Raw genomic sequence first — 13,828 nt, 5'->3', positions numbered from 1 at the left:
AGAAATTTATGTTACGCAGAACCAAAATTGTTGCCACCTTGGGACCAGCCTCCAGCGACCAGAAAGTGCTGGAGCAAATGATACTTGCTGGCGTGGATGTGGTGCGCATGAACTTTTCCCATGGCACAGCGCAGGACCACGTGGCGCGTGTTGAGAAAGTGCGCGCTGCAGCGGCTGCTTGTGGCCGTATTATAGGAATTCTTGCTGACCTGCAAGGCCCAAAAATTCGTGTGGGAAAACTTGAAAACGACAAGATCATTCTCAAGCAAGGAGATACTTTTATCCTGGATGCGGAATGGACAGGCCTGGGCAATCAGGAACGAGTTGGTCTCGACTACAAGAACTTACCTAAGGATGTCAGCAAAGGTTCGGTGCTGTTGCTGAATGACGGCATGCTGGAATTCGATGTAACCGAAGTTAAGGGCGCGCAAATTATCTGCAAAGTTGTATGCGGCGGTGTGCTGTCCAACAACAAAGGCATCAATCGCAAGGGCGGCGGTTTGACTGCGCCCGCGCTTACCGACAAGGACAAGGAGGACATTAAGACCGCAGCCTTGATTAAAGCGGACTATCTGGCGATTTCCTTCCCGCGCTCAGCGAATGACATGAAATTGGCGCGCAAATTGATGCATGCGGCTGGCGGCAAAAGCTTATTAATGGCTAAAATTGAGCGTGCTGAAGCCATTGCCGTACTGGACGAAATTATTGATGCATCCGACGCTATTATGGTGGCCCGCGGCGATCTTTCCGTGGAAGTGGGTGATGCAGCCGTGCCAGGTTTGCAAAAACGCATGATCCGTATGGCACGCGCCAAAAACAAATTGGTTATCACTGCCACGCAAATGATGGAATCCATGATCACTAACCCGATTCCCACTCGTGCGGAAGTATCGGACGTGGCAAATGCAGTGCTGGACGGTACCGATGCGGTAATGCTGTCGGCAGAAACTGCGGTGGGCGACTATCCCATTGAAACCATCAAATCCATGGTACGCATCTGTATTAATGCGGAAAGTGAGATGGAAGATCTCGCCACCAATCACCGTCTGTTACAATCTAAATTTGCACGTATCGATCAGGCTATCGCCATGTCTGCGCTATATGCAGCTTCTCACTTTACGATCAAAGCGATTGTGGCACTGACCCAGTCTGGTTCAACTCCTCTGTGGATGTCCCGCATGAATGCAAGGGTGCCGATCTTTGCGTTAACGCCAACTGAGTCAACCTTGAGTAAAGTAACTCTATTCAGCGGAGTGCATCCGATTGCGTTTAACACTACCTCAAAACTTCCTTCAGTAGAGTTGCGCGCAGCGGAGGACGAACTGGTACGTTTGGGATTAGTACAAGAAGGTGACATGATTGTAATGACTATAGGTGAAGCCGTGGGCAAGGCTGGCTATACCAATACCATGAAAATTGTCCGGGTAGGCGATCACCATAAGCACTGAGGAGTTGAAGCACGGCCGCGTTTTCCCGTACACGGCCAGATTTTATTTTTGATTTTGTTTGATAACTTTAAATTTGCTAGGAGAAAAAAATGGCTCTTGTTTCATTACGCCAGCTGCTGGATCATGCAGCCGAGAACGGATACGGCCTGCCCGCATTCAACGTCAATAATTTGGAACAAGTCAAGGCAATCATGGAGGCAGCGGATGAAACCAACAGCCCAGTGATTATGCAAGGCTCAGCGGGCGCTCGAAAATATGCAGGCGAAGCATTCTTACGTCACCTGATTCTCGCTGCTGTAGAAACTTATCCGCATATTCCAGTAGTCATGCACCAAGATCACGGAGCCTCCCCGGCTGTATGTATAAACGCCATTCGTTCCGGATTCTCCAGCGTAATGATGGATGGTTCTTTGAAAGAAGATGCCAAGACTCCATCCTCTTACGAATACAACGTTGAAGTAACAAGTAAAGTTGTTGATCTTTCCCACGCGGTCGGCGTATCCGTTGAAGGTGAGCTAGGCTGCTTGGGCTCACTTGAAACCGGCATGGGCGAACAAGAAGATGGACAAGGCGCAGAAGGCAAACTAGACCATTCGCAACTACTAACCGATCCAGAAGAAGCAGCCGACTTTGTCCGGAAGACTGGTGTAGATGCACTGGCGATAGCCATCGGCACCTCGCACGGCGCATACAAATTCACCCGCCCACCCACAGGCGACACTTTGGATATTAAGCGTATCAAGGCGATCCACGCCCGTATTCCCAATACTCACTTGGTAATGCATGGCTCTTCTTCTGTGCCACAAGAATGGTTGAAGATCATTGACCAATTTGGCGGCGACATGGGGGAAACCTACGGCGTGCCAGTTTCGGAGATAGTCGAGGGTATAAAACACGGCGTGCGAAAAGTTAACATCGACACAGACCTGCGCATGGCATCTACTGGCGCGGTGCGTCGTCACTTGGCACAAAACCCCAAAAATTTTGATCCACGTAAATTCTTGGCGGAATCGACCATAGCCATGAAAGAAATTTGCAAGGCACGTTATGAAGCCTTCGGTTCTGCTGGCCAAGCTTCGAAAATCAAAGCATTATCACTGGATGCGATGGCCATCAGATACACCAAAGGTGAGCTAAAAGCCATCGTCAAATAATTCAATGTAAGCACAATTAAAAAAAGCGGTTTTCAAACCGCTTTTTTCTTATCCCGAGAATTAAAAGTAAGCACCCGTAGCTAACACAGCAAATTATAAATTTTTCCAGTTCCCGTTAAATACTCCTACCCTCCCGCAAATTTATTAACTCCCATCCTAAAAGATCCCGCCGTTCAATTCCAAAATGGGAAGATTGTTTACGCCAGTATTTGTGCATTAGAGGAAAGAATGCGAAGCTGGTAACATTGAAATTCCTGCAAGTATGAAATTCAGAATACTTAAAACATCATGCAATATATACACAACCTTCCCCTTCCTCCGTCTGTAAAAGGGTTAGAAGATATCAATGAAGTAACAAAGTTAACTGAAATTAAACCAGTTAAGCCCGCCCCAGAGCGCACCCAGCCGTCACTGGTGTTTCGGCCATCGACACGATCTGAACATCAGCACAACCTGATTAAGCCACTCGAGAGGCGAAATGCAGAGACCCATCTTGGTGAACGCCGAACAATCTGCCGTCGTATCAAAATTCAGCCTCTCCTGAAAGAGCTTCGCTCAAAGGTAGACCGACGACACCACAAACAAAGAAAAACAGATATAACAGAGCATATCGATGAAAATGTCTAGAACTGGAAATTATTCAAAATAACTGATTACATCAATCATGTGATGATTACTAATAGCAGGCTACTTCGTGAAGCATGGGTATAAGTTTAGTTTTATATGGCAGAAATCGACATATTTTTTGGTGAATATATGATGAATAAAAAAAACGATCTCAATCAACCCACTAAAACAACTGCACAAATCAGCAAGCATGAATACCGAAAGATGCTCCATGCTCTTCAGGTTGAGCTGGTCAAACTACAACGGCACTTCATTAAATGCAATGACAAAATTCTAATCATTTTTGAAGGGCGGGATGCATCTGGAAAAGATGGCACAATCAAGCGCATCGTCCAGCATTTAAGTCCGCGTGAAACACGCATCGTAGCACTTGGCAAACCTTCGGACCGAGATCAAACAGTGTGGTACTTTCAGCGTTATGTTCCCTATCTGCCGGCAGCTCAAGAGCTCGTGCTGTTTAACCGCAGTTGGTACAATCGCGCCGGTGTCGAGCGGGTAATGGGCTTTTGTACTGACGCTGAGCATGAGGAATTTATGGATTCAGTATCAGAGTTCGAACATATGTTGGTCCGTTCAGGTATTAAGCTTTTTAAGTACTACCTCGACATTAGCAAACCTGAGCAGAAGAAACGTTTAAATGAGCGCATGACAGACCCGCTCACCCAATGGAAAGTCAGCGCGCTTGACGACCAGGCAATCAAAAAATGGAAGCCATACAGCTTGGCGCGCAACGAAATGTTGGCTCGCTCACACAACACAATAGCTCCATGGACAATAGTTCGTGCCAACGATAAGTATCTGACACGACTTAATGTTATTAAGGATATGCTCAATCGCCTTGATTACGCGGATAAGGATGACAAACTGGTTCTGCCGGATCCACGGATCGTATTAACTTATGACGCTACATATCTCAAAAATGACGTGCTGGAGCCGTAGCCGAAGATTTATGAACATCGCCCCTTAATGATTATCCTCGCCGTTTAGCTTAGCGTTCAATCTGTAGCCTTTTTTCAGGCAAGCCTCACGATTCGCCCTCATCAGTCCGTGCGTCACCGCACATACGAGAGACTTAACTTAAGATAATCTTTACCTGTGTTTTTGGCGACATTCCATGTCGATATGAATCTATTCACCACTACAGAGGTACATGATGACAACCAAGGTACAGGTAATCTTTTACAGTTCACACGGACATATATATCAGATGGCGGAAGCTATCATGGCTGGTGTACGCGAGATATCGGATGTTGAGGCAACTCTATGGCAGGTGCCGGAACTGATGCCTGACGATGCATTAAAAACGCACGCCAAAACTGCGCGTGCATCGTTTGCACAGATACCCACCGCCAAACCTGAGCAGTTGGCTGAGGCCGATGCCATCATTTTTGGCACGCCCACGCGCTTCGGTAATATGTGCGCCCAGATGCGCAACTTTCTTGATCAAACTGGAGGACTGTGGATGAAGGGCGCACTAATTGGCAAGGTAGGCAGCGTTTTTACCAGTTCGGCCACCCAACATGGCGGTCAGGAGTCAACGATCCTCAGTTTTCATACCACGCTGCTACACCAAGGCATGGTGATCGTCGGTGTGCCCTATTCTGAGCAGCGACAAATGACCATTAGTGAAATCACTGGCGGCAGTCCTTACGGCGCATCAACGATCACTGGTGGTGATGGCGCACGGCAACCGAGCGAAAACGAACTTGCGATTGCACGTTTTCAAGGCCGACATGTCGCTGAAATTACCAGGCAGCTAAAAATAGCTGCATAAATGCCAGATCTTGAACAGCTAGCAGGCGTATCTCAATATAACTTTCTAACTACTCCAAAAAAGGATTTCAACTATGAATGCATTGAACAGCTTTGGCCCATTAGTGGGCCGTATTTTGATGGCATTTATCTTTGTTATGTCGGGCTTTGGTAAAATAACCGGCTTTGAAGGGACGGTAGGGTATATAGCCAGCAAGGGACTGCCAATGCCGGAATTGCTTGCCATTGGCGCCATCTTCGTTGAATTGGGTGGAGGTATCATGCTGATCATCGGCTGGAATGCACGTTGGGCCGCCGCCGCGATATTTGTATTCACCGCAATGGCTGCGCTGTTCTTCCATAATTTCTGGGCTGTGCCGCCCAACGAAGCACAAAATCAGATGATCAACTTCATGAAGAATATTTCCATGATGGGCGGCTTACTCTATGTTGTCGTACACGGCAGCGGGCCTTTTAGCTTAAGTCGTAACACTACTAGAGCTTAATTGCATTAAAAAAAATATTCACGGACTCCTCCAGCATCCTACCTAGCTACACTCATAGCTGCGTAATTCATAGCCACGCGCATGAATGCACATTCAGTAAACGGTTGTTGAGGCAGAAGCGATTAGAATCGCTTTCTGGAATGTGCTTGGCTATTACCATTGGGCTTTCTGAATGGCCCCCATCGCCAGCCAACTTTGTGGTGAACACCACCAGCCTTTAACCTGAAACGTTACTAAAGTCGGCACCAATACCAGTTTAGTAATCCATTTTCTGCAAAGGCACGAATTCATCTTCAACAATCGGCTCCGTTCATGCGACTATCACTTGTTGTTAATTCCTACAGCGTTGAATAGTGCATAACGCGGAATAATCGTGTCCACCGACATCCTTAAGAACTCATCCGCATCCCCTTGGGCACCACTGCATCACAAAGTATTCCGGATGCTGTGGATCGCTTCGATTGCTTCAAATATTGGTTCCTGGATGCATGAGGTCGGTGCAGGCTGGCTCATGACCTCGCTCACCGCCAGCCCTTTGATGGTAGCACTGGTCCAAGCGGCCACGACTGCCCCAGTGTTCCTGCTAGCATTGCCAGCGGGTGCTCTTGCCGATATTATCGATCGACGGCGTTATCTAATCATTTCACAGGTTTGGATGATGATCGCTGCTGCAACTCTTGGCGCATTAACACTTTCAGGAATAACGACAGCCCCAATTCTGCTGGTCTTTACGTTCGCTCTCGGCATAGGTACGGCAATGATGATGCCGGCATGGGGAGCGATTACGCCGGAACTGGTTCTGCGAGCTGAACTTCAATCAGCCATCAGCTTGAACACCATTGGGATGAATATATCCCGATCAATTGGCCCGGCACTTGCTGGATTGATCGTTGCCACCGCCGGGCCTGGAATGGTCTTCATCCTGAATGCTATTTCATTCCTTGCCGTCATTGCAGCCCTGAAGAGCTGGCAGCGCACGCCAACGGTAAGTGAGCTGCCAGCCGAACGCGTCTTCGGAGCAATTCGCGCCGGCTTGCGTTATGCGCGCCATTCTCCGGAGTTGCGTGCTGTTCTTACAAGAGGAGCCGCCTTTTTTGTGTTCGCAAGCGCCTCTTGGGCATTGCTACCTCTGATTGTTCGACAAGAACTGAAGAGTGGTCCGGGCACTTATGGACTGTTCCTGGCATGCATGGGTGTCGGTGCTATTGCCGGCGCTTTGTTGTTACCCCATGTTCATGTCCGTATAACGCGTGACCAGATTGTGGCGGGCGCTACCGGACTTTACTCAATCGCCATGCTGGCTCTTGCTCATAGCGGGAATGTGTATACGGCCGGAGTGGCAATGCTTATTATGGGAGTTGCCTGGATCAGCGTGGTATCGCCATTAATGACGGCCACCCAGACCGCCCTCCCAAGTTGGGTGCGAGCGCGAGGATTAGCGCTCTTCTGGGTTGTCTTCATGGGCGGCATGGCTGCAGGCAGCGCACTTTGGGGACAGATATCTTCATGGGTTGGCATTCCTTACGCGCTTACCGCGGCAGCCATTGGAGCCGTGGCCGGCATTGCAGTAACATGGCGATACCGGATCGGGCAGCATGACATGGCTGATCTTTCACCGTCGATCTACTGGCCGACACCGACGATGACTGAGGACCTTGAAATCGATAGGGGGCCGGTAATGGTGACGGTGGAATACCACATTGATCCGGCAAGAGCCGATGAATTCACCAGCATCATGCACCACCAAATGCGCAGGATCCGGCGACGGGATGGCGCGTTCATGTGGGAGTTGTTCAAAGATATTGATGACCCGGATCGTATAGTGGAATGCTTCATGGTCGAATCATGGATTGAACATTTGCGCCAGCATGAAAGGGTAACGTTTGCAGATAGTGATGTCATCGAAAAAACACGGGCATTCCATCTTGGCAGTGATCCTCCCAAGGTGACTCACTTGGTTGCAGGAAGAGCTAAAGGAGGGCAACGCACATAATTAAATCCGAACTGGATTGGGTAACAATTAAATCTTCATCATGTGCCGAATCTATAAATACCAGAAACATGCTCTGTTATATGTTTAAGCATGTTTATTTGCTCGCTACAAGGTATCAATAATTTACTTGACAATATCTTTAATTAAAGATACATTAAAAATATATCTTTAATTAAAGATATTGAAATAGAAATTTGGATGACCAGAAAAATGACCATTACCTTAAATAGATTGTGTGTATCCACTGTGATGTGTTATCTCAGGAATATTTTAACATTTTTGTTCTTGGCGGGAATTGCCACTGCAAGCTGGGCCGAGCAACGCGAATTTAACCTGACCATTGATGAGGTTGCAATAGAAGTAGCGCCAGGCTTTACCAACAAAGTATTCGCTTTCAACGGACAAGTGCCAGGACCGCTTATCCACGTCAAGGAGGGCGATGATGTGATGGTACATGTAAGCAACAACACTACACTTCCCCATACCATCCATTGGCATGGAATTAATCAAACCGGCAGTTGGCAACATGATGGCGTGCCAGGTTTCACACAAGAAGCGATTCAGCCTGGCGAATCTTATACTTATAAATTCAATGTTGATCGTCCCGGAAGCCTGTGGTACCACTGCCATGTGGATGTCTGGGAGCATGTGGCGATACGCGGGATGTGGGGGCCAATAATCGTCGATCCAAAAAACCCGAGCGCCCTCGAAAAGGAAGTAACCCTGGATGCCATTCTGATGCTGAGTACTTGGCAATCTCCATATGCCAGCGTCTATGGCAAAGGGGGCAGCCCACAGGATGTTTCTGATTATTTTTCAGTAAACGCAAAATCCTTCCCATTCACTCAGCCGATTAGGGTCAAGAAAGGCGATGTGTTGAGAATGCGCTTTTATGGCGCAGGCGATGAAACGCACCAAATGCATATGCATGGGCACGACATGCTTATCACCCACAAAGACGGGTATCCACTTGCTAGTCCTTACTATGTGGACACTGTCCCGGTAGGGCCCGGCGAGCGTTATGACGTGATCGTCAAGATGGACAATCCTGGGCTCTTCATAATGCACGACCATGTTGACAAGCACATGACCAACAACGGTGCTTCAATGGGTGGGCCAATGACCGTTTTTGAATATGAAGGCGTCAAAATGAATGACTGGTACACATGGAAAAATAAAGTGTATGACCCCAATTTCTTCTACAGTGTGTCGCTTACGCAGGGATATGGGCTTTTCAACAGCGCACCTTTCATGGGCAAAATTGTCGAACAGGGGAAAAGGAGGAGATAAATATGAAGCGAATAATTCTTGTTGCCTTACTTGGTTTTTCTGGAACCGTTCTCGCTGAGGGAGGAATGCTTCAAGGGAGCTGTTCTGCCTGCCACAACATTAAGGGGCCGGCAAGCCAGACATTGAAAGCTGCCTTTGAAAAAAAGGGGCCAGATCTCTTCTACGCGGGCAACAAATATCGCTCAGAATGGCTGGTATCTTGGCTGCAAAAGCCCGGGCGGATACGTCCAGCCGGGATATATTATGGCGGGCATATCAAGTCTGGGGCAAAAGGTGATGAAATTGATACTTCGACGCTCACGGATCATATCGCACTTTCCAAGGCCGATGCCACCTCAGTTGCGGCCGAGCTCATGAAGATGAAACCGCATGACGATTTGATCGCCAAGGAGAAAGTTGAGTCCGGTACGGTATCAAAGCAGATGGGGGAAATGGCTTTCAATAAATTTTTGGGCTGTATGGCCTGTCACTTGATCGAGCCTGAATATGGTGGGGTATCGGGGCCAGAACTTTATACGGCGGCCAAGCGCCTGCAACCACAATATATGGCAAGTTTCATCAGGTCTCCCCAAGCTTGGGAGCCAAAATCCATGATGCCCAACAAAAGTTTATCGGAGGTGAATATACAGAAAATGGTTCATTATCTTGAGACACTGAGCAAGGAGGCTGCAAATGCCAACTAAATTATTTTTGTTGCTTTTACTAACGGCATTCTCAGTTCAAACCCAAGCCAAGGAAACGCCCGCGGACAACTACAAAGCGTATTGTGTTCAATGCCACGGCAATGAGGGAACCGGAAAAGGCGTTAACAGCCGGGATATGTCAGTCGTGCCGCGTGATCATACCGATGCAAAGTCAATGTCAGGTCGCTCGGACGAAACATTATTCAAAGCAATCAAAGAGGGTGGCCCATCCATTGATAAATCAATATTGATGCCGCCTTGGGGGTCAACCTTAAGTGACGAGGAAATCAAGGATTTAGTGCAACATCTACGCATGCTATGTAAGTGCAAATTTGGTTAGTAAATGGCAGTCGCAAGAAATGGTTGGAAGAAATAAGCAATTTGTAGTTAACTTTAAATTAAACAGGGGAAGAATATGTATAAACTTAAAAATACAGCTGTTGCTGTAATGCTGGTAACTGGTCTTTTTTCCGCACAGCAAATATTCGCAAAAACTGTCAAAGTGACGATGACAGCGATGGAAGTTGATCTGCCCGTGAATAACAAGGGCGATGTCAAAATGGCAGCCTGGACATTCGATGGTTCCATCCCTGGCAAGCCTGTCCGCGTAGACGAAGGCGATACGGTCGATTTCACGCTAATCAATCCACCTGAAAATAAAAATTCACACGCAATGGATTTTCACGCGGCTCAGGTTGACGTGCTAAATGAATTCGGTGAAATCAAGCCGGGACAAAGTAAGCATTTCAAGTTTGAAGCCAAGACTCCAGGCGTATTCATGTATCACTGTGGTGCAAGCACAATGGCTCAGCATATTGCCAAGGGAATGTACGGAATGATCATCGTCGATCCAAAAGATAAGAAGAACTATCCAAAAGCAGACCGTGAATATATGCTGATTCAGCAGCAATACTTCCCGGACAGCGAAAACATCACTGGCTTACTTGAAAACACCGGCTGGAAAGGTGCGCTCATCAACGGCAAAATGTTCCATTACAGCCCCGTGCATGATCCAAATGCAACTCAGGTTCTGGAATCCAAGCCTGGCGAACGCGTCCGCATTTTCTTCGTGAACGCGAACATCAATAATCCGGTCGCCCTGCATCCTATCGCAGGAATTTGGGATCGTGTTTATATCAACGGTAACCCGAAGAACACTCTATACGGCATTCAAACATACAACGTGGCGGTAGCTGAAGGCAGTACATTTGATATCGTTTCGCCAGCTGACCGTCCGACCAATGTCGCAATCGTTGATCATGCAATGGGAGCAGCGTTACGCGGTGCTATCACAGTTTTGATGAACAAACCCGACGCTGATCCGAAAAAAGGGCGTGGCGATCAAATCTTGATCAGATAGTTTTTAGTAAGCTATTCTGTTAGTTAAGAGGAGGCCTTGGCCTTCTCTTAACATTTAAGCCGGACATAGTGCAGTGCCATGCAATGGCTCCAGCGATTTGTTCGTATCTTCCGTTTTAAGAACATGCCCCCAATTCATATCCACTTTTGTGAAAGACCAAACCTAATTTCCGGAAATCGTGGTTTTTGAACATGCCGCACATTTTCTTCATTTCATCCGGCAACTCTAATTTCAAATGCGCTACCTAAGCCGCCCGATCAAAGTCCCCCTTGGCTATCTCAGCCCAACAAATTTGTTTACAGTCGGCGGATTCAAGAACCAACCACAACAGTTAATGTTTAGTCGCGGATTTAGCGAGTTCCATACTGAGCACGTCTTCGATGTCTAAGCGCGAATGGACGCAGGCGCCACAGACCCAAATCTGCACACCCGCCGCCTGCACCGCAGCCAGTAGTTCTTTCAATGGAGTCAGATTCACACCATGGATATGATCGGCTGTTCCTTTGCGACCGAGCGTCACGACTTCGTTCCAGAGCCAAAGCACCACATCGTGCCCTTGCTCCTTTGCCGTCTTCGCGGCCATGAAGGGCAACGTGGCCATCGTCGGATCGTCTGTGCCTCGACTGGCGGATATTATGAAGGTTGCCACCAATTATCTCCTCTCTCATTCATTCGTAAGAATTACAGACAATCATCATGTGTCATTTGTGATGCTGTCATTACACTCTATCGTTGCTCTCACTTTTTCAAAACAATCACCCCACATGCAATCCTGGGGCCACCTGGGGCATCTTTCGTCGGAGGATCAGGAAGGAATTTGTCTTCAAGTCCATGAATAATAAATGCACTCCCATCCGCATCGAAAAGGGTCGTCAATCCGGGAGTAAGGGTGACCCGGCTCGTGATGGCATACAGCGTCCCTTTGCGGTTTTCATCAACCACAAGATTCGGCAGGTCGCCTAAATGATAGGGGTGATTTCCAAGACCTGGACTGACATTCGCCTCCGGGTTGATTTGCGGATTGATATTGCCATCATAATGGCCTTTCGCCGCCGTGAACGGATCACATGCCCCTGTTTCGTGGATGTGAACCGCGTGTCGCCCGGGCGTTAGCTTGCTGTCAGGCGTACCTTGTACCATCATCTTGATTCTGACGAGCCCATCGTGTTCCTCATACAGATGAGCTTCTCCGGTAATGCCCGGACCGGCGATAATCGCTTCTGCACGAAGCTTTTTCTCCACCTTCCCCGCGTGATGTCCATCTTCTTTTCCTGCGTGATGCTCGGCTTCTGCAAAAACCGGACTAGTGACGCTGCCCACGACCAATGCCAATGCCAGCGGTAATTTAGTAACAAATTTCATGTGTATCTCCTATTGATTAGTTGAGAAAATGGTTTTATGTTGCCGCATATCTACATCTGTTGCGTTGCCGCCGTTATTCGACGTCCTCTGATCAACGTGCCAGCGATCTAATGTAATGAATGAGCTGCCACACCTTGTCATCGGACAAACCGGAGAAGGACATCATGCCGATTCCAGGCGAACCTTTCTTGATAATCCAGAAGGTTCGACAAATTCAAAACCATTTTAATCATGTTCAGCTTTGAAGACGACGTCTGTGCGATATCGTACATAGCGATGTAATAGTAAGGTATATGATAGGACTCTCTACGCATTGAATTGTAAAGAAGGCGTAGGAATGCCTATTCTCGAAAAGATGGGATCAGAGCCCACATAATGATAAAAATAGTCATGGAATATATAGAAATAATCCGAACTCTAACTATACAAATTTATAAGGAGATTCAATTATGAAAATCAGCAAAGCCTGCGTTCTTGTTTCCTCGTTGATAACGGCTGGCTTTTTATCTGCTCCAGCTTTTGCTGCGGATAAAAACCCACTGACCGGTTATACAATTCATGTTGTAGCGCCACATGTCATGGACGGGGAAATAATCGGTCCATTCCATCATTACTGCAAACCAATCAATGACGACATTATTCAATGCATCTTGTTCGAATCAACTGAGCCTAACGCTCGCTTAACCGAAATTGAATACATGGTTTCCAAAAAGCTTACCGGATCGGCCATACCGAAATGGTCGCATACGCAAAACTGGCACGATCACAAGCAGGAGATAGAAACCGGTCGCGTTGCCATAGTGAATCCATCTGACCCGAAAGAGCAAAAAGGGTTGGCGGATTATGTTGCTGGTACCGATGGCATCATTTTCCACCTCTGGCCTAAAGACGCGCCCATTCCTGACGGTTCGGTCGGCATTCCTCAATCAGTTGGACATTGGGAAGAGCTACATGGAAAAATTGGTAAAGATGCAACTAAAAAATAAGTTTATTTGATTTATTCAAGAGACATGGAGTTTGTCCATGTGGATGAACACTGTGTCTTTTGATTTTGTATGTGAGGGATGCCATGTTTTTTTTAAAGAAAAATAGGTGGGTATGGATTGCTATCTTTCTGAGCGTCGGTTCGCGAAGCACGTTGGCTTTTCACAAGGACATGTATGAACCGCGTGTACCCAAGGCGATTATTGCGCAGGAACAGCAAGTACAAAGCCCTTATCCCGTCACACCAGAGCGAATTGAAGCAGGCCGTAAAATTTATTTTGGGGTAGGTTTTTGCGTAACTTGCCATAGCAAGGATGGAACAGGTGTCAATCTACCCGGACATCCTTCGCGTGATTTTACCGATGTAAAATGGCAGAAACTTCGCACGGATGGGGAATTAATGTGGGTTTTAAAAAATGGTAGCCCAGGAACCGGGATGCCGATTCGGGTTGGAACGGATATAAACGAGGAAGATGGTTGGAATGTGATTCAATTTATACGTACCTTCGAAGGCAAGTAGACGGTTTCCTTTCAACAACAAGACAATCCACCTAAACATCAAATTTGTAAATTCAGCCCTGCTCACCATAAACATAGGGCGTATATTATTCATACCTCCAAAGGTAATAAACTTTGCATCTTGAATTAAGACGACACAGTTAGAGCCTA

The 13,828-nt window shown here is 47.3% G+C and carries 15 protein-coding genes; 13 read left to right on the top strand and 2 right to left on the bottom strand.

Features of this window, described 5'->3' with window-relative positions:
* Positions 1 to 8 precede the first annotated feature (8 nt).
* From pyk to MKZ32_RS00425, 11 genes are all read left to right on the top strand, one after another.
* A complete protein-coding gene (gene pyk / locus MKZ32_RS00475; protein ID WP_239795457.1) occupies positions 9 to 1,448 on the top strand; it encodes a pyruvate kinase in 1,440 nt (479 codons plus the stop codon).
* 89 nt (positions 1,449 to 1,537) lie between these two features.
* Positions 1,538 to 2,602 carry a class II fructose-bisphosphate aldolase gene (gene fba / locus MKZ32_RS00470; protein ID WP_239795456.1) on the top strand — a complete coding sequence of 355 codons (1,065 nt, stop codon included), beginning with the start codon at positions 1,538 to 1,540 and terminating at the stop codon, positions 2,600 to 2,602.
* Positions 2,603 to 2,890: 288 nt separating this feature from the next.
* Entirely contained in the window at positions 2,891 to 3,229 is a 339-nt protein-coding gene (locus tag MKZ32_RS00465) for a hypothetical protein (RefSeq protein ID WP_239795455.1), read from the top strand.
* A 129-nt stretch (positions 3,230 to 3,358) separates the two neighbouring features.
* Positions 3,359 to 4,168, top strand: coding sequence for a polyphosphate kinase 2 (ppk2, locus tag MKZ32_RS00460; RefSeq protein ID WP_239795454.1), 810 nt, complete (start codon positions 3,359 to 3,361; stop codon positions 4,166 to 4,168).
* A 211-nt stretch (positions 4,169 to 4,379) separates the two neighbouring features.
* Positions 4,380 to 5,003, top strand: coding sequence for an NAD(P)H:quinone oxidoreductase (gene wrbA / locus MKZ32_RS00455; RefSeq protein ID WP_320412252.1), 624 nt, complete (start codon positions 4,380 to 4,382; stop codon positions 5,001 to 5,003).
* A 73-nt stretch (positions 5,004 to 5,076) separates the two neighbouring features.
* Complete coding sequence (locus tag MKZ32_RS00450; protein WP_239795453.1) at positions 5,077 to 5,487, top strand: DoxX family protein; 411 nt, start codon at positions 5,077 to 5,079, stop codon at positions 5,485 to 5,487.
* A gap of 373 nt (positions 5,488 to 5,860) precedes the next feature.
* On the top strand, positions 5,861 to 7,480 hold the full coding sequence (locus tag MKZ32_RS00445) for an MFS transporter (RefSeq protein ID WP_239795452.1): 1,620 nt from the start codon (positions 5,861 to 5,863) through the stop codon (positions 7,478 to 7,480).
* Positions 7,481 to 7,678: 198 nt separating this feature from the next.
* The gene (locus MKZ32_RS00440; protein WP_239795451.1) at positions 7,679 to 8,770 is read left to right on the top strand and encodes a multicopper oxidase domain-containing protein; all 1,092 of its coding nucleotides are present in this window, start codon (positions 7,679 to 7,681) and stop codon (positions 8,768 to 8,770) included.
* Positions 8,771 to 8,772: 2 nt separating this feature from the next.
* Positions 8,773 to 9,453 (top strand): c-type cytochrome, encoded by a 681-nt coding sequence (locus MKZ32_RS00435; protein ID WP_239795450.1) that lies wholly within the window; start codon positions 8,773 to 8,775, stop codon positions 9,451 to 9,453.
* The gene (locus MKZ32_RS00430; protein WP_239795449.1) at positions 9,443 to 9,793 is read left to right on the top strand and encodes a c-type cytochrome; all 351 of its coding nucleotides are present in this window, start codon (positions 9,443 to 9,445) and stop codon (positions 9,791 to 9,793) included. The genes MKZ32_RS00435 and MKZ32_RS00430 overlap by 11 nt, the downstream gene beginning before the upstream one ends.
* A 75-nt stretch (positions 9,794 to 9,868) precedes the next feature.
* On the top strand, positions 9,869 to 10,813 hold the full coding sequence (locus tag MKZ32_RS00425; RefSeq protein WP_239795448.1) for a multicopper oxidase domain-containing protein: 945 nt from the start codon (positions 9,869 to 9,871) through the stop codon (positions 10,811 to 10,813).
* Between the two features lie 331 nt (positions 10,814 to 11,144).
* On the opposite strand, the gene MKZ32_RS00420 is transcribed toward MKZ32_RS00425, so the two are convergent.
* Positions 11,145 to 11,462 (bottom strand): DsrE family protein, encoded by a 318-nt coding sequence (locus tag MKZ32_RS00420; protein ID WP_239795447.1) that lies wholly within the window; start codon positions 11,460 to 11,462, stop codon positions 11,145 to 11,147.
* Positions 11,463 to 11,551: 89 nt separating this feature from the next.
* Positions 11,552 to 12,175 (bottom strand): superoxide dismutase family protein, encoded by a 624-nt coding sequence (locus MKZ32_RS00415; RefSeq protein WP_239795446.1) that lies wholly within the window; start codon positions 12,173 to 12,175, stop codon positions 11,552 to 11,554.
* Between the two features lie 449 nt (positions 12,176 to 12,624).
* Between MKZ32_RS00415 and MKZ32_RS00410 the strand changes: the two genes are divergently transcribed.
* Entirely contained in the window at positions 12,625 to 13,161 is a 537-nt protein-coding gene (locus MKZ32_RS00410; RefSeq protein WP_239795445.1) for a DUF1264 domain-containing protein, read from the top strand.
* An 83-nt stretch (positions 13,162 to 13,244) separates the two neighbouring features.
* Positions 13,245 to 13,679 (top strand): c-type cytochrome, encoded by a 435-nt coding sequence (locus MKZ32_RS00405; RefSeq protein ID WP_239795444.1) that lies wholly within the window; start codon positions 13,245 to 13,247, stop codon positions 13,677 to 13,679.
* The last annotated feature ends 149 nt before the right edge of the window (positions 13,680 to 13,828 follow it).

It is taken from the genome of Candidatus Nitrotoga arctica, assembly GCF_918378365.1.
Taxonomy (GTDB): Bacteria; Pseudomonadota; Gammaproteobacteria; order Burkholderiales; family Gallionellaceae; genus Nitrotoga; species Nitrotoga arctica.
The sequence above is the reverse complement of the archived record's forward strand: the minus strand, read 5'-3'. Positions and strand labels throughout refer to the sequence as shown.

Coding starts and splice junctions, on each gene's coding strand:
- pyk (WP_239795457.1), top strand. CDS start 9: ATGTTACGCAGAACCAAAATTGTTGCCACCTTGGGACCAGCCTCCAGC.
- fba (WP_239795456.1), top strand. CDS start 1,538: ATGGCTCTTGTTTCATTACGCCAGCTGCTGGATCATGCAGCCGAGAAC.
- MKZ32_RS00465 (WP_239795455.1), top strand. CDS start 2,891: ATGCAATATATACACAACCTTCCCCTTCCTCCGTCTGTAAAAGGGTTA.
- ppk2 (WP_239795454.1), top strand. CDS start 3,359: ATGATGAATAAAAAAAACGATCTCAATCAACCCACTAAAACAACTGCA.
- wrbA (WP_320412252.1), top strand. CDS start 4,380: ATGATGACAACCAAGGTACAGGTAATCTTTTACAGTTCACACGGACAT.
- MKZ32_RS00450 (WP_239795453.1), top strand. CDS start 5,077: ATGAATGCATTGAACAGCTTTGGCCCATTAGTGGGCCGTATTTTGATG.
- MKZ32_RS00440 (WP_239795451.1), top strand. CDS start 7,679: ATGACCAGAAAAATGACCATTACCTTAAATAGATTGTGTGTATCCACT.
- MKZ32_RS00435 (WP_239795450.1), top strand. CDS start 8,773: ATGAAGCGAATAATTCTTGTTGCCTTACTTGGTTTTTCTGGAACCGTT.
- MKZ32_RS00430 (WP_239795449.1), top strand. CDS start 9,443: ATGCCAACTAAATTATTTTTGTTGCTTTTACTAACGGCATTCTCAGTT.
- MKZ32_RS00425 (WP_239795448.1), top strand. CDS start 9,869: ATGTATAAACTTAAAAATACAGCTGTTGCTGTAATGCTGGTAACTGGT.
- MKZ32_RS00415 (WP_239795446.1), bottom strand. CDS start 12,175: ATGAAATTTGTTACTAAATTACCGCTGGCATTGGCATTGGTCGTGGGC.
- MKZ32_RS00410 (WP_239795445.1), top strand. CDS start 12,625: ATGAAAATCAGCAAAGCCTGCGTTCTTGTTTCCTCGTTGATAACGGCT.
- MKZ32_RS00405 (WP_239795444.1), top strand. CDS start 13,245: ATGTTTTTTTTAAAGAAAAATAGGTGGGTATGGATTGCTATCTTTCTG.